Below are 25827 nucleotides of genomic sequence, written 5' to 3' on the forward strand. Positions count from 1 at the left end.
ATTTGATAAATCTGGCCGTCCAGCAAAATAATGGTAGAGTGCGCGCAAAAAGGACAGGAGCAGTCCGTCCGACATACGTCAGGAGTGACCATGAAAATCAAGCCACTGCCGCCCATGAACAGCCTTATTGTGTTCGAGGCGGCGGCCCGCCATCTCAGCTTTACGCTGGCCGCCAATGAACTGAGCGTGACTCAGGGCGCCATCAGCCGGCAGATCCGCCAGCTGGAGGAATATCTGGGCAAGGATCTGTTTGTGCGGGCCAACCGCAACATATCCCTCACTCCTACCGGCATGCAGTATTACCAGACCATTTACCGCGCCCTGCTGGATGTGGCCAGCGCCACCGGTGAAATCAAGAAGTGGCAGGGCGAGCAGCAAATTACCGTGGCCACCACCAATGCCATGGCGGCGCTGTGGCTGCTGCCCAAGGTGGCGGTGTTTCAGCAGCAGCATGAAGAGGTGGATCTGCGCATACTGGCGTCGGATCAGGTCACCGACTTTCGCCGGCTCGACTGCGATCTGGCGCTGTTCTACTGCCGGCTGCCGCCGGCGGACATGAAGGTAACCCGGCTGTTTCCCGAAGAGGTGTTTCCGGTGTGCAGCCCCGCTTACCTGGAGCGCGCCAAGGAATGGGGCTCACCGGAAGAGCTGTTCGGCAGAACCCTGCTCTATCTGGATGAATCCCAGCGCGACTGGGTGAGCTGGCAGGAGTGGTTTGAGCAGGTTGGCTGGTCCAATATCACCCCCCGCAACCGGGTTAACATCAACAATTACCCCATGCTGATACAGGCTGCCATTAACGGTCAGGGCATTGCCCTTGCCTGGGGCTCGCTGGTGGATGAATACCTGGAAAGCGGCGCCCTGGTGCGGCCGGTGGATACGGTGCTGCGCACCCCGGCCAGCTTCTGCATGCTGGAGCCCCTGAACCGGGGCGTGGTGCCCAACAGCGTGAAAACGTTCCGCAGCTGGCTGCTGGAACAATTACCGGGCCAGGTGGGCGAAAAAGGCCTGCACGAAAATAGTTGAGTAACCAAGAGCAGTCATTCCCGCCTGCGCTGTGAATGACGTTCCTTCGCGGGAGTGACGGGCCCTAACGAAAAAAACCGGCATGTCACCATGCCGGTTTTTATTAGCTCACCTCTACCGATTATTTTCCGGCGACGGGGTTGTTCCAGTTCACTGTGGGGGCCGCCTCAACGGTGTCGTCCAGCAGTGGCTGAATGGAGCCATCCAGCTTGGTCGGGGCCGGGCGCACGTTATCCGGTACCATGGCCCAGGGCTTGGGCTCGCGCCGAATACTGTGCACCAGGGTCAGGCTCATTACCGCAATAAAGATGGAGATGGGGAAACCGGCAATGATGGAGGCGGTCTGCATGGCCTTCAGCCCGCCGGCATAGAGCAGCACCCCGGCAATGGCCGCAATCATGATGCCCCACAATATCCGTATGGGCGTGGGCGGCTCAGGGTTACCCAGTGAATCCAGGGTACAGAGGATCAGGGTGCCGGAGTCGGCCGAGGTAATAAAGTAGGTGCCCAGCAGCAAGCAGGCCAGTACGCTCAGCAGCTTGCCCATGGCGCCCGCATCCAGCTCGTCGAACAGGGTAAACAGTGCCAGGGTGGTGTCCTTTTTGGTGGCTTCCAGAATGGGGCCGCCGGTAAAGGGCGCCTGCGCCGGCTCACCGGCCTCGGCCAGTGCCACTGCTTGCTGCTCGTAGGCTACCCGAGCGTCCTGCTCTACCTTCAGCGCCGAACCACCAAACGCAGCCATCCACAAAAAGGTCATCAGGGTGGGCACGATCAGGGCGCCGCCAATCAGTTCGCGAATGGTGCGCCCCTTGGAAATGCGCGCCACGAACATGCCCACAAAGGGAGCCCAGGTCATCCACCAGGGCCAATAGTAGGCGGTCCACCAGTTCTGCCAGCCGGAGTCACTCTGGGCATCACTCCAGAAACTCATGCCCACCACCTGGCTGCTGTAGTCGCCAATGCCTTCCAGGAAGGAGTGCAGAATATAGCGGGTGGGGCCAATGTAGAGCACCACCAGTACCATGAGTACCGACAGCACCATGTTCCATTCCGACAGCCGGCGTATGCCCCGGCCCACGCCCGACAGCACAGAGGCCACGGCGCAGGTACAGAGCACCACAATGATCAGCAACTGCACACCAAAGCTGATGCTGGTGCCAAAGACCTGGTTCAGGCCGGAGTTAATCTGAATTACCCCCATCCCCAGGGTCTGGGATATGCCAAAGGCGGTAATGGCCACGGTGAGAATGTCCACTGCATGGCCGATGGGGCCATAGATACGCTCACCGATCAGCGGATACAGAATGGAGCGCAGGGTCAGCGGTAGTCCCTTGCGGTAGGAAAAATAGGTCAGGGCCAGGGCCACGATAAGAAAGATGGACCAGGGGTGCAGACCCCAGTGGAAAAAGGTCAGCCACATCGACACCCGGCCGGATTCGTTGCTGAGCCCTTCTGCAAACGGGTTGCTGGCATAGTGCCACATGGGCTCGGCCACCGACCAGAATACCAGGCCAATACCCATGCTGCCCGAGAACAGCATGGCAATCCACGACAGATAGCTGAACTCGGGTTTTTCATCATCCTTGCCCAGGCGAATGTGACCAAAGCGGCTGATCATCAGATACAGCAGAAGGCCGGTGACCAGGCTGACCACCAGCAGGTAAAACCATTTCATGTTGTGCAGCAAGGCACCGGACACGGTTTCAAAATACTGACCGGCCTGGTTGGCCATGATGGCGCAAAACAATACAAAACAGATAACCAGCACCTTGGAGGCAATGGTCACCGTTGGATTTAGTCCTTTCAGGATCCCGGATGTAGCACGCATAACTCCTCCCTCTTCCCTCTGCGTATTACGTTTTTACGTGAAAATGGTTAACGGTCTGTTAACGGCGTGAGATTAGGGATAGCGAAAGACGCACTCAAGTTATTTTTTCTCATCCATGAGTGATAACAGCTCATGCGGTGGCTGTTTAACCGTCTAAAGCAGCACGGGTTGGTTACATTTGAACCACATTACAAATGGATGACAAAAGCTCATCCATACCCGGCCAAAAAGTCGTTTGTTTGTTGCCACCTTGTTAACCAGAATCCACCCCATCGGCACCCGAGTGTGCCAACGACAAGGAACCACGCAGCCAACACTGCGTCACTGTGGAGAAAGCAAGATGAGCAACGTCAGCGAAACCATCATTCCGGTACAGCAGGTAGATAGCGTACTGAATCCGATTGTGGAAGCCAGCGGCATGCCGAACGTCGCCTACACCAGCGAAGAATATTTCGCGTTTGAGCGCGACAAGGTAATTGGCAAAACCTGGGCCTGTGTCGGCTTTGCGTCCGATCTGATCAAGAACGGTTACGTCATGCCGGTCAGCTTTATGAAAATGCCGCTGCTGATGATGCGCAACAAGGATGGCGAGGTGCAGGTGTTCCACAACGTCTGCAGCCACCGAGGCATGCAGCTGGTGCACGAAGCCGGTGAAGTGCAGGGCATGATCCGCTGCCCCTATCACTCCTGGACCTATGATCTGAACGGCAACCTCAAGGGCACCCCGCACATCGGTGGCATTGCCAAGCACAAGGACGAGCGCTTCAAGTGTGAAAAGCACGGCCTCAAGCCGCTGCGCTCCGCAGTATGGATGGACATGGTGTTCGTTAACCTGTCCGGCGACGCCCCTTCCTTTGAAGAGCACATTGCACCGCTTGAAGCCCGCTGGAACGAATTCCTGGGGAACGATGGCCTGAGCCTGCTGCGCCGGGTCAACATGGGCGGCCACCTGGAAATTGAGGTGGAGAGCAACTGGAAGCTGACCGTGGAAAACTACTGCGAAGCCTACCATCTGCCCTGGGTGCACCCGGCCCTGAACACCTATTCCAAGCTGGAAGATCACTACAACATCATGTTTGAAGACCGCTTTGCGGGGCAGGGCAGCTACAAATATGACCTGTCCGGCACCGCCGGCACGCATCTGCCCATGTTCCCGAGCTGGCCCCAGGACAAGCTGCGCCACGCCGAATATGTGGCGCTGTTCCCCAACGTGCTGCTGGGCATTCAGGCGGACCATGCCTTTGCCATGATGATTGACCCCATTCGTGCAGAACAAACCGTTGAGCGGCTGCGCCTGTACTACGTGGGCGACGAAGCCACCCGCGACGAATACGCCGCCTGCCGTACCGCCACCCTGGAGTCCTGGCGCGTGGTGTTCGGCGAAGACATCGGTGCCGTGGAAGGCATGCAGCGAGGCCGTCATTCCCCCGGTTTCGGTGGTGGCGTCTTCTCACCCGAGATGGACCTGCCCACTCACTTCTTCCAGAAGTGGCTGGCAACCCAGACCAAGGCCGCCCTGGAGGACTGAACGTGCAACATTATCTGAACTACATCGATGGCCAGTGGCTGAATGCCGACCGCCAGATCACCGTGATGAACCCGGGCACCGGTGAGCCCTATGCGACCATTGCCCAGGCCGGCATTGAAGATGCCGACCAGGCCATGGCCGCCGCCCGCCGCTGTGTGAACAGCGGCGCCCTGAGCGACGTGCGCCCGGCCCAGCGTACCACCTGGATGCTGAAGGCGGCCGAGGCCATTCGCGCCATCGCCGACGAAGGCGGCCTGGTGGCCTGCCGTGAAAACGGCAAAAGCCTGAACGACGCCCGCGACGAGTTTATTGAAGCGGCCCGTTACTTCGAATATTACGCCGGCATGGCCGACAAGATTGAGGGCATCTCGGTGCCCCTGGGCAAGGACTACGTGGACTTTACCCAGTACGTGCCCTTTGGTGTCTCGGTACAGATTGTGCCCTGGAACTTTCCGGTGTCCATCTGCGCCCGCTCCCTGGCCCCGGCGCTGGCCGCCGGTAACGCCGTGGTGATCAAGTCGCCGGAAATCTCGCCGCTGGCCATGACCCTGCTGGTCAAGGCCGTGGAAGAAGCCGGTTTCCCCAAGGGCGCGGTCAACCTGCTGTGTGGCAAGGGCTCGGAAGTGGGCAGCCATCTGGTGCAGCATGCCGACACCAACCAGATTGTGTTTACCGGATCTGTGCCCACCGGCCAGCGCATCCTGAAGGATGCCGCCGAGCGCGCCACGCCGTCGGTGATGGAGCTGGGTGGCAAGTCGGCGGCCATCGCCCTGGCGGACGTGGATCTCGACACCCTGCTGGCCAGTGTGAAAGTCGGCATCTTCTTTAATGCCGGCCAGGTGTGCTCGGCCATGTCCCGCCTGCTGGTGCAGCGCAGCCGCTACGACGAGGTCAAGGCTGCCGTGGTGGCGCTGGCCGAGAGCCTGACCATTGGCCAGGGCGAGGGCAACCCGGATCTGACGCCTGTGGTGTCCGAAGGGCAGCAGCAGCAGGTGCTGGCGATGATCGAGCAGGCCCGTGCCGAGGGCGCCACCGTGCTTACCGGCGGCGTGGCACCGGACTTGTCCGGTTACTTCGTGGCCCCCACCGTGATTGAAGCGACTGCCGATATGAGCATTGCGCAGCAGGAAGTGTTTGGTCCTGTGCTGGTGATCATGCCCTTTGACGACGAAGACGACGCCGTGGCGCTGGCCAACGGTACCGACTTTGGCCTGGTGGCCGGCGTGTTCGGCGAAGGCCTGAACCAGACCCTGCGGGTGGCCAACCGGCTGCGGGGCGGCCAGGTGTTCATCAACGAATGGTTTGCCGGCGGCATTGAAACGCCCTTTGGCGGTGTGGGGCTGTCGGGTTTTGGCCGCGAGAAAGGACAGGAAGCCATTTACAGCTATGTCCAGACCCGCAATATCGGCATTCGCCTGCGTCAGGGCTGACGGCCATCAGTAAAAGGGCCGGTGACATACCGGCCCGAAGCAAAGCAGTAACAGGGTAGTGGGGGAGAGAACGATGAAAAAGTGGTTATGCATCATCTGCGGACTGATTTATGACGAAGCCAAGGGTTGGCCGGCCGACGGTATCGCGCCGGGCACCCGCTGGGAAGACGTGCCGGACGACTGGCTGTGTCCCGATTGCCTGGTGGGCAAGGCGGACTTCGAAATGATCGAGATCACCGACGACGAGCCGGCAGAAGTGGTGGCCATGGCCGAGACGCTGGCGCCGGCGGCCGAGCTCACTCTGGAGCCGGTGGTGATCATCGGCACCGGCCACGGTGGCTATCAGCTGGCGGCGGCGCTGCGGGCCCGCGCTCCCGAACTGCCCATTACCCTGTTTACCGCCGATGACGGCGCCCTTTACAGCAAGCCGGCGCTGTCCAATGCCCTGGCTCTGGGCAAGGACGGCGACGGCCTGGTGAGCGAAACCGCCCTGGCCTGGGAGCAGCGCCTGGGCGTGCGGGTTTATCCCCATACCCGGGTGGAGAAAATCGACCGGGAAAACAAGCGGCTGCACACCAGCATTGGTGAATATCCCTATGGCCGCCTGGTGCTGGCCACGGGTGCTTCACCCATTCAGATTCCGGTGGCCGGCATTCCGGTGGCCGGCGAGCAAAGCGCCATGGTAAGCGTGAATGACCTGCTGGATTACCGCCGTTTCCGTGACCAGCTGGCCGGTAAAAAGCACGTCACCATTCTGGGTGACGGCCTTATCGGCTGTGAGTTTGCCAACGACCTGGCGGCCCAGGGCATTGGCGTGACCGTGGTGGGGCTGGGCCAGTGGCCCATGGAACGACTGATCCCGCAACCCTTGGGTGAAGCGCTGCAACGGGCCCTGAGCGGCCTGGGAGTGGAGTGGGCGCTGCAGGACAGCATCTCCCACATTGAGGCCGACGGCGACAGCTATCGCCTGCAGCTGCAAAGCGGCGCTGAACTGGCCACGGATCTGGTGCTGAGCGCTGTGGGCCTGCGGCCCAACATTGGCCTTGCCCAGGCGGCAGGACTGGCCACCGGCCGCGGCATCAGCGTGGATTTGACCCACGCCACCAGTGACCCCGCCATTTTTGCCCTGGGCGATTGTGCCGAGGTAGCGGGCCAGTGGGCACCCTATATCGCGCCCATCAATCAGGCCATTCCCGCCCTGGTGGAGACCCTGCTGGGCCGCACTACCGAGGCCAGCCTCAAGGCCTCGCCGGTGCTGGTGAAAACCCCGGTGCTGCCGCTGTCGGTACAACCGGCGGTGGGCCCCGGCGAGTGGCGGGTAGAGGCTCATGGTGAAGAGTTGGCCGCCGGCTTTTACGGCGCCGACGGCAGCCTGAGCGGCTTTGCGCTGCTGGGCCGCGAGCTGCAGAGCCAGCGCAGCCAGTGGCTGGAACACCTTAACCCTGCCCGCAACGTGGCCTGAGGAACACATCATGATCGCCTTACCCAACGACGACAACAGCTGCGGCTGGTATCAGGCGCTGCCCCCGGCGGCGCCCGCCACCCGGCTCAAAGGTACCCAGAAAGCCGATTATGCGGTGCTGGGCGCGGGCTTTGCCGGCCTGGCCGCCGCCCGCCGGCTTGCCGAGCTCGAGCCCGAGGCCCGCATTGTGCTGGTGGATGCCCAGCGGGTGGCGGAAGGCGCTTCCGGGCGCAACTCCGGCTTTGTGATTGACCTGCCGCACAAGTTTGCCCTGGAGCACCCGGATCCGGTGCACAAGCAGAAACTGCTGGGCCTCAACCGGGCCGCCATTGCCCAGTTGCAGGGGCTGGTCGAGCGCCACAACATCGATTGCCAGTGGTCCGCTGTGGGCAAATATCAGGGCGCGGTGGGGGAGCGGGGTATCGCCTTTCTCGAGCACTTCGAGCACCTGATGAAGGGGCTGGGCGAGCCCTATCAGTGGGTGGACAAAACCGAACTGAGTCGGGTGCTGGGCACTGGCTTCTACAGTCAGGCCATTTTCACCCCCGGTTGCTACCTGATGCAGCCGGCGGCCCTGGTGCGCGGCATGGCCGAGCATCTGCCTGATAACGTGGAGCTGCTGGAGCAGTCACCCATTCGTTCACTGCGCCGCGAAGGCGGCCAGTGGCGGCTGCAGGGAGACGAGGGTGAGATTCAAGTCCCGACCCTGTTGCTGGGGGCCAGCATTTTTACCCGCGAGTTCGGTTATCTCAAAAACCGGCTGCTGCCGGTAATGACCTTCGCCAGCTGGACCCGGCCGCTGACCGACGACGAGCTGTCCCGCTACGGCGGCGAGCTGAACTGGGGTCTGACCCCGGCGGATCACGCCGGCACCACCCTGCGCATGACCGCCGACCGGCGCATTATTATTCGCAACAGCTACAAACACGTGCCCAAATACGGTGCCAGTGTCAGCGAGGCGATGCGCCGGAAAATTCAGGCCGATCACCGCAAGGCGTTTCTGGACCGTTATCCGGCGTTGGCCGAGGTGCCCTTTACCCATACCTGGGGCGGCGTTTACGCCATCTCCCGCAACTTCACCAACTTCTTTGGTGAGCTTGAAAGCGGCGTGTATGCCAGCGCCTGTGACAACGGCGTGGGCGCGGCCTGGGGCACCATCTCCGGCACCCTGATGGCGGACATGGCGGTGGGCGCCGACTCCCAGTTGCTGCGGGACATTTGCCGAGTGACCGGCATGCCCAGCCTGAACCCGCCCGAGCCCTTCCTGGGGCTGGGGGTGAAAAGCCGTATTCGCCTCGCCAAGTGGCAGAGCAGGAGTGAACTGTGACCAAAGAAGTAAAACTGATCGACAGCAAAGAGCTGGATTTTACCGTGCGGGGCGACACGCCCGGCATGGCCTATGTGGCCCGGGCCCTGAGCCCGGAAGTGTCGCCGAACATCGGCGTGGGTTTTGCCCGCTGGGAAGGGGCCGAAGTGGCCTGGACCCTGCTTTACGACGAAGTGGTGTTCGTGATTGAAGGCTGCTTTGAGCTCACCGCCAACGGTAAAAAGCACGAAGTGCGCCCCGGCCAGATGCTGTGGATCCCCGAAGGCACCGAGCTGGTTTACGGTGGCCATGCCCTCTTTGGCTATGTGGTTCATCCGGGCAACTGGAAGGAGCTGCACGGCCTGGCCTGAACGCAACCGTTATACGACTCCAAGCACTATCTTGCCGGCCCGTTGGCCGGCTTTTTTGTGTGTTGTGATTCAGCTGCCGGCCGGCACGGCCTGCCGCCAGCGACGGGGCATGGGCAGGCGCGGCAGCAGCAGGGCGGTGAGTACCACCAGGCCGCCCAGTATGGCTTCCTGGCCCGGCGGCTCGTTCAGTATCAGCCATACCCACAAGGGCCCAAGGAGCATTTCCAGCAACAGCAGCAGGCCCACTTCCGCCGCCGGCAGATAGCGCGGCCCCTGGCTTATCAGCACATAGGCGAGCGGCACCACACCGAGGCCGAGCAGACCCAGCCAGAGCGCATCGGCGGCCGGCACCGTTAATACCGGCGCTTGGGTAAATCCCACCAGAGCGATGATAAGCCCCGCAGGCACCAGCGCCGGCGCCATATTGGCGGGGCGGGCGGCCCGATCGCACACCAGCTTGCCGCCCAGGCTGGCAGCACACAACAGGGCCGCCGAATCCCCGGCCAGATTGCTGTCACCACTGCCCGACATCACCATCATCAGCCCTGCCATGCACAGCGCCATGGCCAGCCAGGTGCGCAGGGTGATCTGCTCTTTCAGCAAAATGCGGCTGAGCAGGGCGCCCACCAGGGGCGCGGCGGCAAGAATGATCAGGGTATTGGCCACGCTGGTGAGGCGCACCGCCAGCACAAAGGTAATGGTGGTGGCGGCATAACACAGCGCCGAGCCCAGCATCAGCCGGCGCGGCAGCCGTGTTTTGGGACGGCACAATACGCCCACACTCAGGCTCAGCAGCAGCCCGCGCCAGAACAACAGGCTCCAGTGATCGGCGCCGATCAGGCGAATCAGCAGGGCATCCAGACTGAGCACGGTGACCCCGGCCAGAGTGAGTAAAACGCCTTTGTGGTAAGGGGACATAATGGGGCTTCCGCAACAGTAAAAACTGAGGGCGAGCATGGCGTTTATACGGATGCCGGACTGTGCTGAAAACGGCCTGACTGATGGTGTAAACGACGCGGTTTTTCCGTCACTCCCGTGAAGAAACGTCATCCCCGTGCAGACGGGGACGAGAGTCCAGGGCCGGCGGCTCCGGCTTCAGCCATCGTGCACAAAAAACGGGCCTTTCGGCCCGTTTCGTCTTCAAAACAGCAATGTGATTATTTCACCGCTACCGGCTCGGCGGCCAGCTCGGCGGCTTCCCGCTGCCATTGTTCCTTTTCCTTGGCCGAGGCCTTGGGGGAGAACCAGCCCAGGTGGGCGTAGGCCATGCCGATCAGCGGCGACAGCCAGCAGGCGAAGGCCAGCGGAATGTACAGCAGGTTTTCGGTGTTGCCCTCCGAAATGCCCAGACCCAGGGCGGTGATCACCACGGCGCCGCCGGCATTCCAGGGGATCAGCGGCGAGATCAGGGTGCCGCCTTCCTCACAGGCGCGGGACAGGTTCAGCGGCGAGTAGCCCTTGGCCTTGTAGGCGGGGGCGTACATGCGGCCGGGCAGGGCGATGGACAGGTAGGGGTCGCCGCCCACCACGTTGGTCATGGCCGAGGTGGCAATGGCGGACGACTGCATGGCGCCAAAGCTGTTGGTGCGGCCCAGAATCTTCTCCACAATGGTTTCCAGGCAGCCGGTGCGTTCCAGCACGCCACCAAAGGCCAGGGCCACCAGCATCAGGGTGATCACCCAGGTCATGCTCTGAATGCCGCCACGGTTGAGCAGGGCGTCAATTTCGCGCACACCGGTATCAATCTGGTAGCCGCTGAACATGAACTCGAACGCCTGTTGCAGGCCCACGCCCTGAGTCAGCATGGCAGTGGCCAGGCCCAGCAGGGCGCCGGCAAACAGGGTGGGCAGGGCCGGCATTTTCTTCAGTGCCAGGCCAATGGTGACCACCAGCGGCAGCAGCAGGGTCCAGGACAGCTCAAAGTTCTGATCCAGGCCGTTGATGATGCTCTCGATGCGGGTGAAGTTCACCGCCTGATCGCCAATCAGACCAAAGCCGGCCACCAGATAAATGACCAGTGCAATCAGCATGGCGGGAATGGTGGTGGGCAGCATGTTGCGAATGTGGTCGAACAGGTTCACGCCGGTCACGGCGGGGGCCAGGTTGGTGGTGTCCGACAGCGGCGACATCTTGTCACCGAAGAAGGCGCCAGACACCACGGCACCGGCGGTCCAGTACATGGGAATGTCAAAGCCGTTGCCAATGCCCATCAGCGCCAGGCCCACGGTGCCGGTGGTGCCCCAGGACGTGCCGAGCGACACCGACACCACGGCGCAGATCAGCACGGAGGCGGCCAGGAACAGCTCCGGCGAGATCAGGCTGAGGCCCAGCTTGATGAGGTAGGGCACGGTGCCGCTGGCAATCCAGATGCCGACGATCATGCCGACGATGATCAGAATGCCCACCGACTGCAGGCCAAGACGCACCACATGCATGATGCCGTCTTCCATGTCGTTCCAGCGGTAGCCGCGCAGCCAGCCGATCAGGGCGGTAATGGCCACGCCGATGGCGAGCGGAACATGGGGGGTGAAGTTGCCGAAGTAAAACAGCTGCACACCCAGCACCACAAAGGTGAGGGCGATGGGCAGACAGGCCAGCCAGAAGCCGGGTTTTTGGGGGGCTTTTGTTGTCATGGTTCTCTCCTTGAGCCAAAGCCGGCCCGGCGAGTGCCGGGCGGCATACCGGTAACAGGCTCAGGCTAAGGGGAGAATGTATGGCGGGGTTGTGCCAATTGTAAAAAGTTGTAAACGGTTTGTGTCAGTTCTTGCGTTCCAGCTGCCGGCACAGGGCGGCCAGGTCGTCCCGGGCCTGCTGTGCTGCCCGCTCCATGTCGGTGAGCAGGGTCGGCAGCAAAAAGCTGGCGCTCTCGGCGGCCCGCTCCAGCTCGCCCAGTACCTCGGCCAGCCGGGACTGATCCAGCATGCCGGCGGTGCCCCCCAGACGATGGGCCAGCCGGGCCAGCTCGTGATGATCCTCGTTGTCCGCCGCCCGTTGCAGCTCCGCCACCTTGCCGGGCAGCTCGTCGGCAAAGCTTCTGGCCATGGCCAGCAGCCGGCCACGGCCCAGCACCCGCAGGTGCTCCTGCAGCAACGGCTGGGTCAGGGCCAGCTCGGGCTGCAGCTTGATGCCCATGGCCTGGGCCAGGGCCTGGGTGAGCCTTGGCCACTGCACCGGCTTGGCCACCACCGCCTTCAGGCCGGCGTCCAGATAACGGCGAATGTCTTCGGGCGTGACGCTGGCGGTAATCGCAATAATGGGGGTGTCCTGGTTCAGACCGGTGAGCTGCTCGCGGATCAGCCGGCTGGTTTCCAGGCCGTCCATGCCCGGCAGGTGCATGTCCATCAATATCACGTCAAAGGCCTGCTGACGCGCCAGTTCCAGTGCCTGCTCGCCGCTTTCAGCCTGACTGACCAGGTGATAATGCTGCTCCAGCAGAGCGGTGAGAATGCCCCGGTTGATGGCCACGTCTTCCACCAGCAGCAGGCTGAGGCTGGGCAGGGCGGCCAGCTCGGTCTGCCGGGCCCGGGCCGGGGCCTCGACCGGCGTGAGTGGCAGGGTAAAGCCAAAGCGGCTGCCCCGGCCGGGTGCGCTTTCCAGAGACAGGGTGCCGCCCATGGCTTCAATCAGCCGGCGGGAAATGGCCAGCCCCAGGCCGGTGCCGCCGTAGCGACGGCTGATGCTCTCGTCGGCCTGGGTAAAGCGGTCAAAAATGCGATCCTGTTGCTCGCTGGCAATGCCGATGCCGTTGTCTTCCACCACAAACTGCCAGCCCTTGCCCACCGGACGCACCGCCAGCCGCACCTGGCCGCCTTCGTCGGTGAACTTGATGGCGTTCGACAACAGATTAATCAGTACCTGGCGCACCCGGTCGGCGTGGCCCGAGAGCCAGGGCAGGGTGTCGGGGGCGTTCAGACGCAGCCGGATCTGCTTGGCGCCGGCATAGCCCTGCATCATGGCAATGGTGCTTTCCAGCAGTTCGCTCAGGGCAAAGGGAGCCGGGTCTTCCGGCAACGGGCCCTGCTCCAGAGCGGCGTAGTCGAGCACGTCGTTGAGCAGCATCAGCAGGTGATCCGCCGAGTGTTGCAGGGTGTCGAGCAGGCCCTTTTCGGCGCGGTTTTCCAGCGCCGGCTTGAGCAGGGTCAGGGTACCCAGAATGCCGTTCATGGGGGTGCGCAGTTCGTGGGTCATGTTGGCAATAAAGCGCGACTTGGCACTGTCGGCGGCTTCCGCTTCTTCCTTGGCCTGACGCAGATTCCGGGTGCGCTTGTCGACCAGCGCCTCGAGCTTTTCCTTGTCGTGCTGCAGCTCGCTCTGGCGGCGTTCCACCGACTGGCGCATGGTGTTGATGGCACCCACCAGGGTGTCGAGTTCGTCGGGCAGGGCGCCCGGGCTGCGGGCCAGGCCGAGGGGCGTGGAGTCCGGGCGGCCTTCACCAATTTGCTCCACATAACGGGCCATGCGTTCCAGATGGCGGGTCACCCGGCGCTGAAACACCAGCATCAGGCTCAGGGCAATCAGCAGCACGGTGAGCGACTGGCCCAGCAAAATGCTGCGGGCCCGGCCGATCAGCTGATGACGAATGCTTTGCCGGCTGAAGGCCACCTCCAGCCGGCCCACGGTTTGCGGCCCCAGCGCCGGGCTGGGGTACACCAGCTCAAAGCCGTGGCGGTTCACGCCGTCGTTGCCCGGCCCCCTGGTCAGAACCAGCGGCTGGTCCAGACCATCGCCGGTGACCGTGAGGCTGGCCATGTGGGGCATGTCGAGCATGCTTTCCAGCTGCAGCCGGGCCTGGGGCAGGTTCAGATCCCACAGGCTCTGTGACAGACCGTTAAGGTAGCTTTGCTCAATCAGTACCAGCCGTTCGTCCATTTCCCGGTTGATCTTGCGGTGATCCAGCCACAGCTGCACGCCGGTAGACAGCAGGGTAAAGCACAGGCTGACGCCGATGATAAGCCAGAACAGGCGAAAACTCAGAGGGTGCCGCCGCCGGTAGCGGGGCAGCAGGGTCAACAGGGCATTCATTCAGGGGGCGTCCAGGTAATGGCGTTCAAAATGGGGCGTGATCTGTTCAATGTAACGGTTTTCGGCCAGTTCCCGCAGCCGCGCCGACAGCGCCGGCAGCAGGGGGGACAGCCGCGAGCCCCTGGGCACGGCCAGGTGATAGTGCTCCAGGGTCAGCAGCTCGGGCAGGGGCTGCACCTGCCCGGTCAGGCCGAGCTTTTGTGTTTGCAGCTTGCCGGTGGCCAGGCCGATGGGCATGTAATCGATGCGGCCCAGGGCCAGTTTGTGAAAGTTCTGCTCGCCGGTGGAGACCCGCTCCACATGGGGGTGGTGAGCGGTGAGGTGGTCGAATTCGTCGCCGAAACTATCGCCAAACAGCAGCCCCAGGGTTTGGGTGGTCAGGTTCCAGGGCACCCGGCTGCCGTTGCCGAAGTGGGTGAACAGCACCACCGGGTCTGCCACTATGGGTGTCGCGCTGAACAAAAAGTCCTTTTCCCGGGCCCGGGTCTTGTAGGCAGCCACAATCAGGTCCACCTTGCCCTGGCGCGCCGCCAGCTGGCAGCGCTCCCAGTTGCCGAATACCCGCATGTCCACCTGATAACCCTGCTCGGCCAGCAGCTTGCGCGCCAGGTGCGGGGCTATGCCGGTGAGCTCACCGTTTTGCTCCCACGACAGCGGCGGATACACGGGGTGGCCACAGGCGGTAATGGTGGGGGGCTTTGCCCAGGCCAGGGCGGGCAGCAGCAACAACAGCAGGCGTAGCATCAGCAACACGGCACCGCCCTGGGAGTAAACACATAGCCGGCACCGTGCACGGTCAGGATGATGCGCGGGCTGGCGGGGTCATCCCCCAGCTTGCGCCGCAGACGGCCCACCAGCACGTCTATGGTGCGGTCGTTGGGGGCCCATTCCCGGTTTTTGATGCGATCCATCAGCTGATCCCGGGACAGGGTCTGGCCGGCATGGTTCATAAAGGCGCACAGCAACTGATATTCACCGTGGGTGAGGGGCGTGGACTCGTCGTCGTCGCTCAGCAGCAGGCGGCGGTCGAGATCGATGCGCCAGTCGTCAAAGCGGCGCAGCTGGGTGCTGGCGGTCTGTTCACGGGGGGAGGCCGCCCGCACCCGGCGGGCCAGGTTCTTGGCCCGGGCCAGCAGCTCCCTGGGGTTAAAGGGCTTGGACACGTATTCGTCGGCGCCGCATTCGAGACCGATAATGCGCTCGATGTCGTCCTGACGGCTGGTGACCAGAATGATGCCGGTGTCGCTGTTGGCGCGAATTTCCCGGGTCAGAGTGAGGCCGTCCTTGCCCGGCAGGCGTATGTCGAGCAGCACCAGATCCACCTTGTGCGCCTGCATCAGTTGCTCGGCCTCCTCGGCACTGGCGGCGCCGTGCACCTCATATTGTTCCTGGCGAAAGTAGTCGGCCAGGCAGTCTCTGGTGATGTCGTCGTCTTCCACTATCAGAATGCTGATATCCATATCATGCCCGTGTTGTTGATGATGCCCTGCCTGGCCCAAATCTATCTATCACCGCCGTCGCGGCCTTGTCAACGCGTTCAGCCGGCGGCGTCCCGCCGCAACTGCCGGGCCTGACTGGGAGATACGCCGAAGAAGTCCTTGAAGCAGTGGCTGAAGTGGGTGGAGCTGGCAAAGCCGCAGGCCACCGCAATGTTGGCAATGCTGTCGTCGCTCTGCAGCAGCAGGCGGCGTGCCTGGGTAATGCGCAGCTCCAGATAGTAGCGCGAGGGCGTGGCCTGCAGATGAGTCTGAAACAGCCGCTCCACCCGCCGGCGCGACAGCCCCACATAACCGGCCAGCTCTTCAATGCCGAGCGGCTCTTCGATATTGCTGTTCATCAGCCGCAGCAGATCCCGAAGCGGCCCGGGCAGGGCCGGGTCGTTTTCCGCCAGGGTCAGCCGGGTTTCGCTGCTGTCGGCGAGGCGGTCGCTGCTCAGAATTTCACGAATGGCACGCACCGTGTCGGGGCCGTGCAGCCGTTCAATCATCATCAGCATCATTTCCAGGGCGCTGCTGGGGCCGGCGCTGGTGAGAATGCGGGCGTCCACCACCATGGCCTGGTTGGACACCTCCACCGCCGGAAAGCGCTCTCGGGTATAGCTGTGGTTGTCGGGATGAATGGCGCAGCACAGGCCGTCGAGCACGCCGGCATGGGCCAGGGCCACGGCGCCATTCCACAGACCGCCCAGCACTTTTTGCCGCTTGGTGGCGAGTTTGAGCTTGCGGGACAGTTCGCCGTGCTCGGCCAGGCTGCAGCGAAAGCCGCCGCACACCACCACCACATCGAGGGCGTCATCACCGTCCAGGGGCAGCTCGGCCAGGATGTGGTTGGCGGAAATGTCGATGGCCAGATCACTGTGCACCTTGGGGCTGTCGAGACCGTAGCTGGTAATGGTGAACAGGGGGGTGGACTGCACCAGGTTGGCGGTGACCAGGGCATCGACGGCGGCGGTAAAAGCCATCATGGAAAAGTGGGGCAGCAGCACAAAGCCGACGCGCACCGGCGCATTGCCGGCGGTGCGGGCAGGCAGAAAGGCGCTGTTGGTGTCACGCAGCCGGTGGCTGAAGTGACGTTTTTCACTGACTTGAGACATGGTTTCGATGGTGCGGGCGCCGCAGAGAGAGCCGGCCTTATTGATGTTACTGCGTGTTAACCGGAGTTTACCCCGCCGGCGCCCCCTTTGCACTCTTTGCTCTGTGTACAACCCTGGCGACAATGTCGGATCCCGATCACGAATGTTGCCGGAATGTGATTTTTTTGTCGCAAATACGCAGCATTGGGCCGCAACCAGTCATCTGCACATCCTTCCCCGGCAGTAGTATGCCGTCAAAGCACAATCGGCAGACCGTCATCACGGTGCCGGCTGAATGAACACAGACCCGGGCGGAGCCCGGCGCGAACAAGGAGGTTACGACATGTTCAGCAAGCACACCCGCATTCAGGATATCGACCCGGCCCTGTGGTCGGCCATGGAAGAAGAGGCCAGCCGTCAGGAGCAGCATATCGAGCTGATTGCTTCGGAAAACTACACCAGCCCGGCCGTGATGGAAGCCCAGGGCTCGGTGCTTACCAACAAGTATGCGGAAGGCTATCCGGGCAAGCGCTATTATGGCGGTTGCGAAGCGGTAGACAAGGTGGAACAGCTGGCCATTGATCGTGCCAAGGAACTGTTCGGCGCCGACTACGCCAACGTTCAGCCTCATTCCGGCTCCCAGGCCAACGCCGCCGTTTACATGGCCCTGTGCGCCCCCGGCGACACCGTGCTGGGCATGAGCCTGGCCCACGGCGGTCACCTGACCCACGGTGCCAAGGTGAGCTTCTCCGGCAAAATCTACAACGCCGTGCAGTATGGCCTGAACGAAACCACCGGTGAGGTGGACTACGACCAGGTTGAGCAGCTGGCGCTGGAGCACAAGCCCAAAATGATTGTGGCCGGTTTTTCCGCCTACTCCCAGATCATGGACTGGGCCCGGTTCCGCGCCATCGCCGACAAGGTGGGTGCCTATCTGTTTGTCGACATGGCCCACGTCGCCGGTCTGGTGGCCGCCGGTGTGTACCCCAACCCGGTGCCCTTTGCCGACGTGGTCACCACCACCACCCACAAGACCCTGCGCGGCCCCCGTGGCGGCCTGATCCTGGCCAAGGCCAACCCGGAGCTGGAAAAGAAATTCAACGGCGCCGTGTTCCCCGGTGGCCAGGGTGGCCCGCTGATGCATGCCATCGCCGCCAAGGCCGTGGCCTTTGCCGAGGCACTCAAGCCCGAGTTTCGCGATTACCAGCAGGCGGTGGTGGAAAACGCCCAGGCCATGGTGGAAGTGTTCCAGAAGCGCGGCTTTGACGTGGTCTCAAACGGTACCGAGAACCACCTGTTCCTGCTTGACCTGTCAGCCCGGGGCATTACCGGCAAGGACGCAGACAGAGTGCTGGGTGAGGCCAACATTACCGTCAACAAAAACGCCGTGCCCAATGACCCGCAGCCGCCCTTTGTGACCTCGGGCCTGCGCATCGGTACGCCGGCGGTCACCAGCCGCGGTTTCAAGGCCGAGCACTGCCGCCAGCTGGCAGGCTGGATCTGCGACATTCTGGAGCACATGGACGACCCGGACGTGATCATCTCGGTCAAGGACCAGGTGGCCAGCCTTTGCAGCTATTTCCCGGTGTATCGCTAAGCGGTTTCACCCAAACAGGACACGGAATTCAAACAACAGGTGACCCTCATGCAGAAATATTCAGGATTCGGGCTGCTCAAGCATGCCCTGACTCACCACGAGAACTGGCAGAAAGTGTGGCGCAACCCCACTCCCAAGCACGAAGGCTACGATGTGATCATCGTGGGCGGCGGCGGCCACGGTCTGGCCACGGCCTACTATCTGGCCAAGGAGCACGGCATCACCAATGTAGCGGTGATCGAAAAGGGCTACCTGGGTGGCGGCAACACCGCCCGTAACACCACTATCGTGCGCTCCAACTACCTGTGGGACGAAGCGGCCTGGCTCTATGAGCATTCCATGAAACTGTGGGAAGGCCTGGCCCAGGATCTGAACTACAACCTGATGTTCAGCCAGCGCGGTGTACTCAACCTGGGTCACACCCTGCAGGACATGCGCGACATCGAGCGCCGGGTCAATGCCAACCGTCTGAACGGCATCGACAGTGAAGTGCTGTACACCAAGGACGTGCAGGATCTGGTACCGATTCTGGATTGCTCCAAGAACGCCCGCTACCCGGTGCTGGGTGCGTCCTGGCAGCCTCGCGGCGGCACCGCCCGTCACGACGCCGTGGCCTGGGGCTTTGCCCGCGCCGCCGACGCCATGGGCGTGCACCTGATCCAGCAGACCGAAGTGACCGGCATTCGCCGCGAAAACGGCGCCGTGACCGGGGTGGACACCACCCGCGGCTTTATCAAGGCGCCCAAGGTAGCCTGTGTGACCGCCGGCAACTCCGGCGTGATGGCCGACATGGTGGGCATGAAGCTGCCGCTGGAATCCCACCCGCTGCAGGCCATGGTATCCGAGCCGGTGAAGCCGATCCTCGACACAGTGGTGATGTCCAACCACGTACACGGCTATGTGTCCCAGTCCGACAAGGGCGACCTGGTGATCGGCGCCGGTATCGACAGCTACCTGGGCTACGGCCAGCGCGGCTCCTTCCCGGTGGTGGAGCACACCATGGCGGCCATCGTCGAGATGTTCCCCATTTTCAGCCGGGTTCGTCTGAACCGCACCTGGGGCGGTATTGTGGATACCTGTCCGGATGCCTGTCCGATTATTTCCAAGACCCATATCAAGGGCCTGTATTTCAACTGCGGTTGGGGCACCGGCGGCTTCAAGGCCACGCCGGGCTCGGGCAACGTGTTCGCCCACACCATTGCCAAGGACGATCCGCACCCCCTGGCCAAACCGTTTAACGTAGACCGCTTTACCACTGGTCACCTGATCGACGAACACGGCGCAGCCGGCGTTGCCCACTAAAGGAGAGAGACAATGTTTAACATTTATTGTCCGCACTGCGGCGAACACCGGGAAGAAGAAGAGTTCCACTACGGCGGCGAAGCGCACATTGCCCGCCCGGCGGATCCCAATGCGCTGAGCGACAAGGAGTGGGCCGAGTACCTGTTCCTGCGCAAGAACCCCCGTGGCCTGCATCACGAGATGTGGTACCACGCCGCCGGTTGCCGCAAGTTCTTCAATGCCACCCGGCACACAGTGACTTATGAAATCAAGGAAACCTACAAGGTGGGCGAACAGCCGCAGCAAGGAGGCCAGTCATGAGCCAGCAGAACCGCATTCAGGGCAAGGGCCGGGTAGACGCCGGCAAGCCGCTCAACTTTATTTTCAACGGCAAGCGCTATGAAGGCCTGGCCGGTGACACCATTGCTTCGGCCCTGCTGGCCAACGGCGTGGACGTGGTCGGTCGCTCGTTCAAGTACTCCCGTCCGCGCGGCATCATGGCCGCCGGTGCCGACGAGCCGAACTGCATTCTGCAGGTGGGCTCTAGTGAAGCCACCATGATCCCCAACATTCGTGGCACCCAGGCCGAGCTGTACGATGGTCTGACCGCCGCCAGCACCAACGGCTGGCCGAATGTCGACAAGGACATCATGGGCGTGATGGGCAAGCTCGGCGGCAGCATGATGCCCCCCGGCTTCTACTACAAAACCTTTATGTATCCGCAGTCCATGTGGCCCAAGTACGAGCACCTGATCCGCAAGGCCGCCGGCCTTGGCCGGGTGCCCAACGAGCGGGATCCGGACACCTATGACAAGCTCAACCATCACTGCGACGTGCTGGTGGTGGGTGGTGGTGCCGCCGGTCTGACCGCGGCCCTGGCCGCCGGTCGCCGTGGCGCCCGCGTCATTCTGGTGGACGAGCAGAATGAGTTCGGTGGCCACCTGCTGCACAGCACTCAGGAAATCAACGGCCAGGCACCGGCTGCCTGGGTGGCCGCGGCAGTGAAAGAGCTGGAAGCCCTGCCCGACGTGACCCTGCTGCCACGCAGCACCGCGTCCGGTTACTACGATCAGAACTTCGTGTCCGTGATGGAGCGCCGTACCGATCATCTGGGCGAGCGTATTTCCGGCAAGACCCGTCAGCGTCTGCACCGCATTCGTGCCGGCCGCGTGGTACTGGCCACCGGCGCTCAGGAGCGTCCGCTGGTATTCGCCAACAACGATCTGCCCGGCTGCTACGTGGCCAGCGCCCTGTCCACCTACGTCAACCGCTATGGCGTGGCCCCGGGCAAGCAGCTGGTGCTGATGACCTGTAACGATTACGGCTATCAGGCCGCCATCGACTGGCTGGACGCCGGCCGTGAAATCGTGGCCGTGATTGACAGCCGTTCCAAGCCCGACGGCGATCGCTACCACCAGCTCAAGGCCCGTGGCGTAAAGATCTACACCGGCCACGGCCTGATTGAAGCCACCGGCAAGAAGCGGGTGAACGGTGCCAAGGTTGCGCCCATCACCAGCGACGGCAGCCGTGTGACCGGCGACGCCGTGCAGCTTAACTGTGACATCATCGCCACGTCCGGCGGCTGGAGCCCGGTGGTGCACCTGACCGCCCACACCGGTTCCCGTCCGGTCTGGAATGCCGACGTCATCGGCTTTGTGCCCGGCGAAACCGTGCAGAAGCAACTGCTGGCCGGCGGCATGCAGGGTACCTATGGTCTGTCTGCGGTACTGAACGAGGGCCTCAAGGCCGGTCGTGAGGCCGCCGAAGCCACCGGTTACGGTGAGCTGTCTGCCAATGTGGTAGATGCCGACGTCAACACCACGGATCCGCGGGAAGATCAGGCTCAGGCCCTGTTCCTGGTGCCCCACAGCCGCGCCACCAGCCGTGCGCCCAAGCAGTTCGTCGACTATCAGAACGACGTGACCGCCGCCGGCATCGAGCTGGCCGTACGCGAAGGCTTTGAGTCCATCGAGCACATCAAGCGTTATACCGCCATGGGCTTTGGTACCGACCAGGGTAAGCTCGGCAACATCAACGGCATGGCCATTGCTGCCAATGCCATGGGCAAGAGCATTCCGGAAACCGGTACCACCATTTTCCGTCCGAACTACACCCCGATCACCATGGGCGCCTTTGCCGGCCGTGACGCGGGTCACCTGTTCGACCCGGCCCGCTTCAGCGCCATGCATGCCTGGCACGTGAAGAACGGCGCCGAGTTCGAAGACGTGGGTCAGTGGAAGCGTCCCTGGTACTTCCCCAAGGCGGGCGAAGACATGCACCAGGCGGTTAACCGCGAGTGTGTGGCAGCGCGGACCAGCGTGGGCATTCTCGATGCTTCCACCCTGGGCAAGATCGACATTCAGGGCAAGGATGCGCGGGAATTCCTGCAGCGTATCTACACCAACGCCTGGGCCAAGCTGAACCCCGGTTTCTGCCGCTACGGCCTGATGTGTAAAGAAGACGGCATGGTGTTTGACGATGGTGTGACCTCCTGCATCACCGACGAGCACTTTGTGATGACCACCACCACCGGCGGCGCCGCGGGCGTACTGCAGTGGCTGGAACTGTGGCACCAGACCGAATGGCCGGAGCTGGAAGTGTATTTCACCTCCGTGACCGATCACTGGGCCACCATGACCGTATCCGGTCCTAACAGCCGCAAGGTGCTGGAAAAGGTCTGTGAAGACGTGGATCTGGCCGGTGACGCCTTCCCCTTTATGACCTGGAAGGACGCCACCATTGCCGGTGTGAAAGGCCGCATCTTCCGCATCTCCTTCACCGGTGAGCTGAGCTTTGAGGTGAACGTGCAGGCCAACTACGGCATGCATGTGTGGGAAGCGCTGATGGAAGCGGGTGCCGAATTTGACATCACCCCGTACGGCACCGAAACCATGCACGTGCTGCGTGCCGAAAAGGGCTTCATCATTGTGGGTCAGGACACTGACGGCTCCGTAACGCCGCAGGATCTGAACATGAACTGGTGTGTGGGCAAGAACAAGCCGTTCCCCTTCATCGGTCAGCGTTCCTGGAGCCGGGAAGACACCGCGCGCACCGACCGCAAGCAGCTGGTGGGCCTGAAGTGCAAGGAAGCCAAGACCGTGATTCCGGAAGGCGCCCAGATTGTACTGGACCCCAACCATCCGGTGCCGGTACCCATGGTTGGCCATGTGTCATCCAGTTACTACAGCGCCAACTTGGGCCACAACATCGCCATGGGCGTGGTCAAGGATGGTCTGAACCGAATGGGCGAAACCGTGTACTGTCCGCTGGCGGACGGCCGGGTGCTGGAAGCCGAAATCACCAGCCCGATTTTCTATGATCCCAAAGGAGAGCGTCAGCATGTCTAACAACACCGCCAAACAGACTGAAGTACAACGCCAGGTGCGGGTGGAATCCCCGCTGTACCACGCCAACCTGGAGACGCTGGCCAAACAGGATCAGCAGGGTGAAGTGGTGCTGCGCGAAAAGGCCTTTATGGGTCATCTGGTACTGCGCGGCAACGCCAGTAACGAGCTGTTCGCCAAAACCGTGGAAAAGGTACTGGGCGTGGCACTGCCCACCCGGGCCTGCAGCTCTGCCGAAAGCAGCAAGGCGCTGGTGCAGTGGCTGTCTCCCGACGAGTGGCTGATCATCACCGAAGGGGGTCAGGAAGGCCCGCTGCAGCAGGCGCTGCGCGAGCAGCTGTCCGGCCACTATGCCATCACCGATGTAAGCGGCGGCCAGACCGTGATTGAGCTGTCCGGTCCCAAGGCGGAAATGGTCATTCGCAAGTCGTGCCCCTACGATGTGCACCCGTCCAATTTCCCCACCGGCAAGTGTGTGGGTACCGTGTTCGCCAAGAGCTCGGCGCTGCTGCGCCGCACCGGTGCCGAGAGCTTTGAGCTGGTGATCCGCCGCAGCTTCTCCGACTACCTGTGGCTGTGGCTGCAGGATGCCAGCCGGGAATACGGCCTGGTGATCGGCAAGTAACATAAATTGAGGCCCGGTCCGCCGGGCCTTACTGCAAGGGAACACGCATCGCCATGGGAGGCACAGCATGAACCAGCACGATACCCTTATCCTCACCGCCAGTTGTGAAAGCCGGCTGGGCACCGTGGATGCGGTGACCGGCTACCTGTTTCAGCAGGGCTGTTACGTGGCGGACATGCAGACCTTTGACGATGCCCGTGCCGGCCACTTTTTTATTCGAGTGGAGTTTCGCAAGCCCGAGCAGGGCGAGTTCGACGAAGCGGCGTTTCGTGACGGCTTTGCCCCCCGGGCCGAAAAATTCGGCATGGAGTGGGAGCTGACCGATCGCAGCCGCCGGCCCAATGTGGTGATACTGGTGTCGAAGTTCGACCATTGCCTGAACGATCTGCTGTATCGCTACCGCACCGGTCAGCTGGGCATCGAAATTCCGGCCATCATCTCCAATCACCCGGATCTGCAGCGGCTGGCCGACTGGCACCATATTCCCTATTACCACCTGCCGATTACGCCGGAGACCAAGGCCGAGCAGGAGGCGCAGTTGTGGAGAATCGTGCAGGAGTCGGACGCCGATCTGGTGGTGCTGGCCCGCTACATGCAGGTGCTGAGCCCGGATCTGTGCGACAAGATGGCCGGCCGCGCCATCAACATTCACCACTCCCTGTTGCCCGGTTTCAAGGGTGCCCAGCCTTACCATCAGGCTTACGAAAAGGGGGTGAAGCTGGTGGGAGCCACGGCTCATTACATCAATAACGAGCTGGATGAAGGGCCCATCATTACTCAAGGGGTACAGGCGGTGGATCACAGCCATTACCCGGAAGATCTGGTGGCCAAGGGCCGCGACATTGAATGCGTGACTCTGGCCAAAGCCATTCAGTATCACATTGAAAAGCGGGTGTTTATGTACCAGGGCAAGACGGTGGTACTGGGCAGCTGAACACTCATTTACCTCTCGAATGCCAACGCATTCGGCATGAACAAGGAGCCATCATGTCTCAGAAAATTACGGTACTGCGCGATACCCAGCCCCAGGTGCTGCTGGATGCCACCAAGTGGGAAAAGCTGTCGGGTGACCCCCATACCGTTAACCTCAATGCCTACACCTCGGAAGACGGCAGCAAGATCATGGGTACCTGGATCTGCACCCCGGGCAAATGGGCGGTGAACTACACCAAGTGGGAATATTGTGATTTCCGCGAAGGTTACTGCATTCTCACCCCCGAAGGCGGCGAGCCCATTCACCTGAAGGCGGGCGACATCTTTGTGGTGGAGCCGGGCTTTCAGGGCACCTGGGAAGTAGTGGAAACCGTACGCAAGTATTTCGTGTTTGCCTGATCGGGCAAAACCCCAGTCTCTGTTTTCTTTCGGCCTGCCACGCGCAGGCCGTTTTTTTTCTGAAGGACTACGGGGAATGTTCTGAAGCCGTCATGCCCGTGAAGTGAGCATCCAGAACATACAGCAGGGCCTTGCCCACAACGCCCATTGGCAGACCCGCACAAAACCAACCTTCACGGTCGTCTGCCTTGGACCCCCGCCTTCGCGGGGGCGACAAGATAAGTGCGCGGGTGACGGGAAGTTGGGAGCGTTACTTCACTCTCTCGCACCGCATTTCCGGGGAATCATGTCCCCAGCGAACGGTGGCTTTCCCCTGGTGCTCCCAGAAACTTTCGTTGCGGCCTTCATAGCGGCTGCCGCTGGCGCTGGGCTGAATATACATCAGCGACACACTGTCGCCGTATTCGGCGTTCAGGGTAGAAGGCTGAGTGTCGAAAAAAGTCACCACCACCTCGTTGGTGGGGTTGCCGTCACAGGCAAAGCGGAACGGGCCGCGTGCGGGCACCAGCCGGTAGCGGGCTTGCAGCTCGGCGGTGTGCAGCTCATATTGCAGTCGCACGCAGGCGCGCTGGTCCTCGCTTTTCCAGCAGTCGTTACGACCCTTGATCCAGCCCCGTTGCTCGGCCCTGAGCATGGGCGGCTGCTCATTGCCGGCTTTGGCCAGCGCTCGCTGGTAGACGCCGGCCAGTTGCCGGTCCCGGGCCGCCAGGCCGGCGTCGTTGCAGATCATGGCCTCCATACTGCCGGGCTGAACGCCCTTACAGGAAAACGACGGTCCCTGTTTTACCAGCGCATCAATATGCTCACACCAGGCCTGAGTCTCACGGGCCGGAACAGCAGCGTCACCGCGAATGCCTAACCGAAATTCCACCACCGACTTCCATTCGTCCGTGCCTGTATCCGGGCCATGGCCTCGGCCGTCGCCCGTCTGCACCTTTTGCTCTACCCATTGTGCCCACTCGGGGGAGCACAGCGGCACGTTTTGTGCCCAGGCCGGCAGGGCGGCGAATATCAGCAGTAATAACCCGCGTTTCATGATGAATACCTCCTGTCGTGGTATTCCCGGAATGAGCGGAGTCCATCAATACAGCTTAGTTCAGTGG

21 protein-coding genes are annotated in these 25827 nt (G+C 62.2%); 13 read left to right on the top strand and 8 right to left on the bottom strand.

Translation table 11 applies throughout. The features are described from left to right. Nucleotides 1-90: 90 nt before the first annotated feature. Nucleotides 91-1026, top strand: coding sequence for a transcriptional regulator GcvA (gene gcvA / locus Q9290_RS01240; protein ID WP_306077815.1), 936 nt, complete (start codon nt 91-93; stop codon nt 1024-1026). A 121-nt stretch (nt 1027-1147) separates the two neighbouring features. On the opposite strand, the gene Q9290_RS01245 is transcribed toward gcvA, so the two are convergent. Next, a complete protein-coding gene (locus tag Q9290_RS01245) occupies nt 1148-2854 on the bottom strand; it encodes a BCCT family transporter (RefSeq protein ID WP_306077816.1) in 1707 nt (568 codons plus the stop codon). 340 nt (nt 2855-3194) lie between these two features. On the opposite strand from Q9290_RS01245, the gene Q9290_RS01250 reads away from it, so the two are divergent. From Q9290_RS01250 to Q9290_RS01275, 5 genes are all read left to right on the top strand, one after another. Beyond that, nucleotides 3195-4382, top strand: coding sequence for an aromatic ring-hydroxylating oxygenase subunit alpha (locus Q9290_RS01250; RefSeq protein WP_306077817.1), 1188 nt, complete (start codon nt 3195-3197; stop codon nt 4380-4382). Nucleotides 4383-4384: 2 nt separating this feature from the next. Continuing rightward, nucleotides 4385-5812, top strand: a complete 1428-nt coding sequence (locus Q9290_RS01255) for an aldehyde dehydrogenase family protein (protein WP_306077818.1) — start codon at nt 4385-4387, stop codon at nt 5810-5812. Nucleotides 5813-5885: 73 nt separating this feature from the next. After that, on the top strand, nt 5886-7274 hold the full coding sequence (locus Q9290_RS01265; protein WP_462806079.1) for an FAD-dependent oxidoreductase: 1389 nt from the start codon (nt 5886-5888) through the stop codon (nt 7272-7274). 10 nt (nt 7275-7284) lie between these two features. Further along, a complete protein-coding gene (locus Q9290_RS01270; RefSeq protein WP_306077819.1) occupies nt 7285-8601 on the top strand; it encodes an NAD(P)/FAD-dependent oxidoreductase in 1317 nt (438 codons plus the stop codon). Next, a complete protein-coding gene (locus Q9290_RS01275) occupies nt 8598-8951 on the top strand; it encodes a cupin domain-containing protein (protein ID WP_306077820.1) in 354 nt (117 codons plus the stop codon). The genes Q9290_RS01270 and Q9290_RS01275 overlap by 4 nt, the downstream gene beginning before the upstream one ends. 69 nt (nt 8952-9020) lie before the next feature. Here Q9290_RS01275 and Q9290_RS01280 read toward each other — a convergent pair whose 3' ends face one another. The 6 genes from Q9290_RS01280 to Q9290_RS01305 all read right to left on the bottom strand — a co-directional run bounded on the left by Q9290_RS01280 (nt 9021) and on the right by Q9290_RS01305 (nt 16566). After that, a complete protein-coding gene (locus Q9290_RS01280; RefSeq protein WP_306077821.1) occupies nt 9021-9869 on the bottom strand; it encodes a DMT family transporter in 849 nt (282 codons plus the stop codon). Nucleotides 9870-10108: 239 nt separating this feature from the next. After that, on the bottom strand, nt 10109-11584 hold the full coding sequence (gene nhaC, locus Q9290_RS01285; protein WP_306077822.1) for a Na+/H+ antiporter NhaC: 1476 nt from the start codon (nt 11582-11584) through the stop codon (nt 10109-10111). Nucleotides 11585-11708: 124 nt separating this feature from the next. Beyond that, nucleotides 11709-13973: an ATP-binding protein gene (locus Q9290_RS01290; RefSeq protein ID WP_306077823.1), complete on the bottom strand. Its 2265-nt coding sequence runs from the start codon at nt 13971-13973 to the stop codon at nt 11709-11711. Further along, the gene (locus Q9290_RS01295) at nt 13974-14717 is read right to left on the bottom strand and encodes a substrate-binding periplasmic protein (RefSeq protein WP_306078172.1); all 744 of its coding nucleotides are present in this window, start codon (nt 14715-14717) and stop codon (nt 13974-13976) included. Next, entirely contained in the window at nt 14717-15433 is a 717-nt protein-coding gene (locus Q9290_RS01300; RefSeq protein WP_306077824.1) for a response regulator, read from the bottom strand. The genes Q9290_RS01295 and Q9290_RS01300 overlap by 1 nt, the downstream gene beginning before the upstream one ends. 77 nt (nt 15434-15510) lie before the next feature. Beyond that, nucleotides 15511-16566, bottom strand: a complete 1056-nt coding sequence (locus Q9290_RS01305; RefSeq protein ID WP_306077825.1) for a GlxA family transcriptional regulator — start codon at nt 16564-16566, stop codon at nt 15511-15513. 322 nt (nt 16567-16888) lie between these two features. On the opposite strand from Q9290_RS01305, the gene glyA reads away from it, so the two are divergent. The 7 genes from glyA (at nt 16889) to Q9290_RS01340 (ending at nt 24724) form a co-directional block, all read left to right on the top strand. Continuing rightward, nucleotides 16889-18142, top strand: coding sequence for a serine hydroxymethyltransferase (gene glyA / locus Q9290_RS01310; protein WP_306078173.1), 1254 nt, complete (start codon nt 16889-16891; stop codon nt 18140-18142). A gap of 48 nt (nt 18143-18190) precedes the next feature. Then, complete coding sequence (locus tag Q9290_RS01315; RefSeq protein ID WP_306077826.1) at nt 18191-19444, top strand: sarcosine oxidase subunit beta family protein; 1254 nt, start codon at nt 18191-18193, stop codon at nt 19442-19444. A 12-nt stretch (nt 19445-19456) separates the two neighbouring features. Next, nucleotides 19457-19744, top strand: coding sequence for a sarcosine oxidase subunit delta (locus Q9290_RS01320; RefSeq protein ID WP_306077827.1), 288 nt, complete (start codon nt 19457-19459; stop codon nt 19742-19744). Then, nucleotides 19741-22770: a sarcosine oxidase subunit alpha family protein gene (locus tag Q9290_RS01325; protein WP_306077828.1), complete on the top strand. Its 3030-nt coding sequence runs from the start codon at nt 19741-19743 to the stop codon at nt 22768-22770. The genes Q9290_RS01320 and Q9290_RS01325 overlap by 4 nt, the downstream gene beginning before the upstream one ends. Next, a complete protein-coding gene (locus Q9290_RS01330) occupies nt 22763-23392 on the top strand; it encodes a sarcosine oxidase subunit gamma (protein WP_306077829.1) in 630 nt (209 codons plus the stop codon). The genes Q9290_RS01325 and Q9290_RS01330 overlap by 8 nt, the downstream gene beginning before the upstream one ends. Nucleotides 23393-23459: 67 nt before the next feature. Next, nucleotides 23460-24326: a formyltetrahydrofolate deformylase gene (gene purU / locus Q9290_RS01335; protein WP_306077830.1), complete on the top strand. Its 867-nt coding sequence runs from the start codon at nt 23460-23462 to the stop codon at nt 24324-24326. A gap of 53 nt (nt 24327-24379) precedes the next feature. After that, nucleotides 24380-24724 carry a cupin domain-containing protein gene (locus Q9290_RS01340; RefSeq protein WP_094199003.1) on the top strand — a complete coding sequence of 115 codons (345 nt, stop codon included), beginning with the start codon at nt 24380-24382 and terminating at the stop codon, nt 24722-24724. 250 nt (nt 24725-24974) lie between these two features. Here Q9290_RS01340 and Q9290_RS01345 read toward each other — a convergent pair whose 3' ends face one another. Beyond that, nucleotides 24975-25760 carry an MliC family protein gene (locus Q9290_RS01345; protein ID WP_306077831.1) on the bottom strand — a complete coding sequence of 262 codons (786 nt, stop codon included), beginning with the start codon at nt 25758-25760 and terminating at the stop codon, nt 24975-24977. Nucleotides 25761-25827: the final 67 nt, after the last annotated feature.

Origin of the sequence: Oceanimonas aquatica (assembly GCF_030732065.1) — a bacterium.
Lineage (GTDB): Bacteria > Pseudomonadota > Gammaproteobacteria > Enterobacterales > Aeromonadaceae > Oceanimonas.

What these genes read in the sequence shown, in the direction of transcription:
- Q9290_RS01270 (WP_306077819.1), top strand. Translation starts at nt 7,285, where the DNA reads ATGATCGCCTTACCCAACGACGACAACAGCTGCGGCTGGTATCAGGCG.
- Q9290_RS01340 (WP_094199003.1), top strand. Translation starts at nt 24,380, where the DNA reads ATGTCTCAGAAAATTACGGTACTGCGCGATACCCAGCCCCAGGTGCTG.
- Q9290_RS01345 (WP_306077831.1), bottom strand. Translation starts at nt 25,760, where the DNA reads ATGAAACGCGGGTTATTACTGCTGATATTCGCCGCCCTGCCGGCCTGG.
- Q9290_RS01320 (WP_306077827.1), top strand. Translation starts at nt 19,457, where the DNA reads ATGTTTAACATTTATTGTCCGCACTGCGGCGAACACCGGGAAGAAGAA.
- Q9290_RS01250 (WP_306077817.1), top strand. Translation starts at nt 3,195, where the DNA reads ATGAGCAACGTCAGCGAAACCATCATTCCGGTACAGCAGGTAGATAGC.
- Q9290_RS01290 (WP_306077823.1), bottom strand. Translation starts at nt 13,973, where the DNA reads ATGAATGCCCTGTTGACCCTGCTGCCCCGCTACCGGCGGCGGCACCCT.
- glyA (WP_306078173.1), top strand. Translation starts at nt 16,889, where the DNA reads ATGTTCAGCAAGCACACCCGCATTCAGGATATCGACCCGGCCCTGTGG.
- nhaC (WP_306077822.1), bottom strand. Translation starts at nt 11,584, where the DNA reads ATGACAACAAAAGCCCCCCAAAAACCCGGCTTCTGGCTGGCCTGTCTG.
- Q9290_RS01305 (WP_306077825.1), bottom strand. Translation starts at nt 16,566, where the DNA reads ATGTCTCAAGTCAGTGAAAAACGTCACTTCAGCCACCGGCTGCGTGAC.
- Q9290_RS01265 (WP_462806079.1), top strand. Translation starts at nt 5,886, where the DNA reads ATGAAAAAGTGGTTATGCATCATCTGCGGACTGATTTATGACGAAGCC.
- Q9290_RS01280 (WP_306077821.1), bottom strand. Translation starts at nt 9,869, where the DNA reads ATGTCCCCTTACCACAAAGGCGTTTTACTCACTCTGGCCGGGGTCACC.
- Q9290_RS01300 (WP_306077824.1), bottom strand. Translation starts at nt 15,433, where the DNA reads ATGGATATCAGCATTCTGATAGTGGAAGACGACGACATCACCAGAGAC.
- purU (WP_306077830.1), top strand. Translation starts at nt 23,460, where the DNA reads ATGAACCAGCACGATACCCTTATCCTCACCGCCAGTTGTGAAAGCCGG.
- Q9290_RS01330 (WP_306077829.1), top strand. Translation starts at nt 22,763, where the DNA reads ATGTCTAACAACACCGCCAAACAGACTGAAGTACAACGCCAGGTGCGG.
- Q9290_RS01295 (WP_306078172.1), bottom strand. Translation starts at nt 14,717, where the DNA reads ATGCTACGCCTGCTGTTGTTGCTGCTGCCCGCCCTGGCCTGGGCAAAG.
- Q9290_RS01245 (WP_306077816.1), bottom strand. Translation starts at nt 2,854, where the DNA reads ATGCGTGCTACATCCGGGATCCTGAAAGGACTAAATCCAACGGTGACC.
- Q9290_RS01325 (WP_306077828.1), top strand. Translation starts at nt 19,741, where the DNA reads ATGAGCCAGCAGAACCGCATTCAGGGCAAGGGCCGGGTAGACGCCGGC.
- Q9290_RS01315 (WP_306077826.1), top strand. Translation starts at nt 18,191, where the DNA reads ATGCAGAAATATTCAGGATTCGGGCTGCTCAAGCATGCCCTGACTCAC.
- gcvA (WP_306077815.1), top strand. Translation starts at nt 91, where the DNA reads ATGAAAATCAAGCCACTGCCGCCCATGAACAGCCTTATTGTGTTCGAG.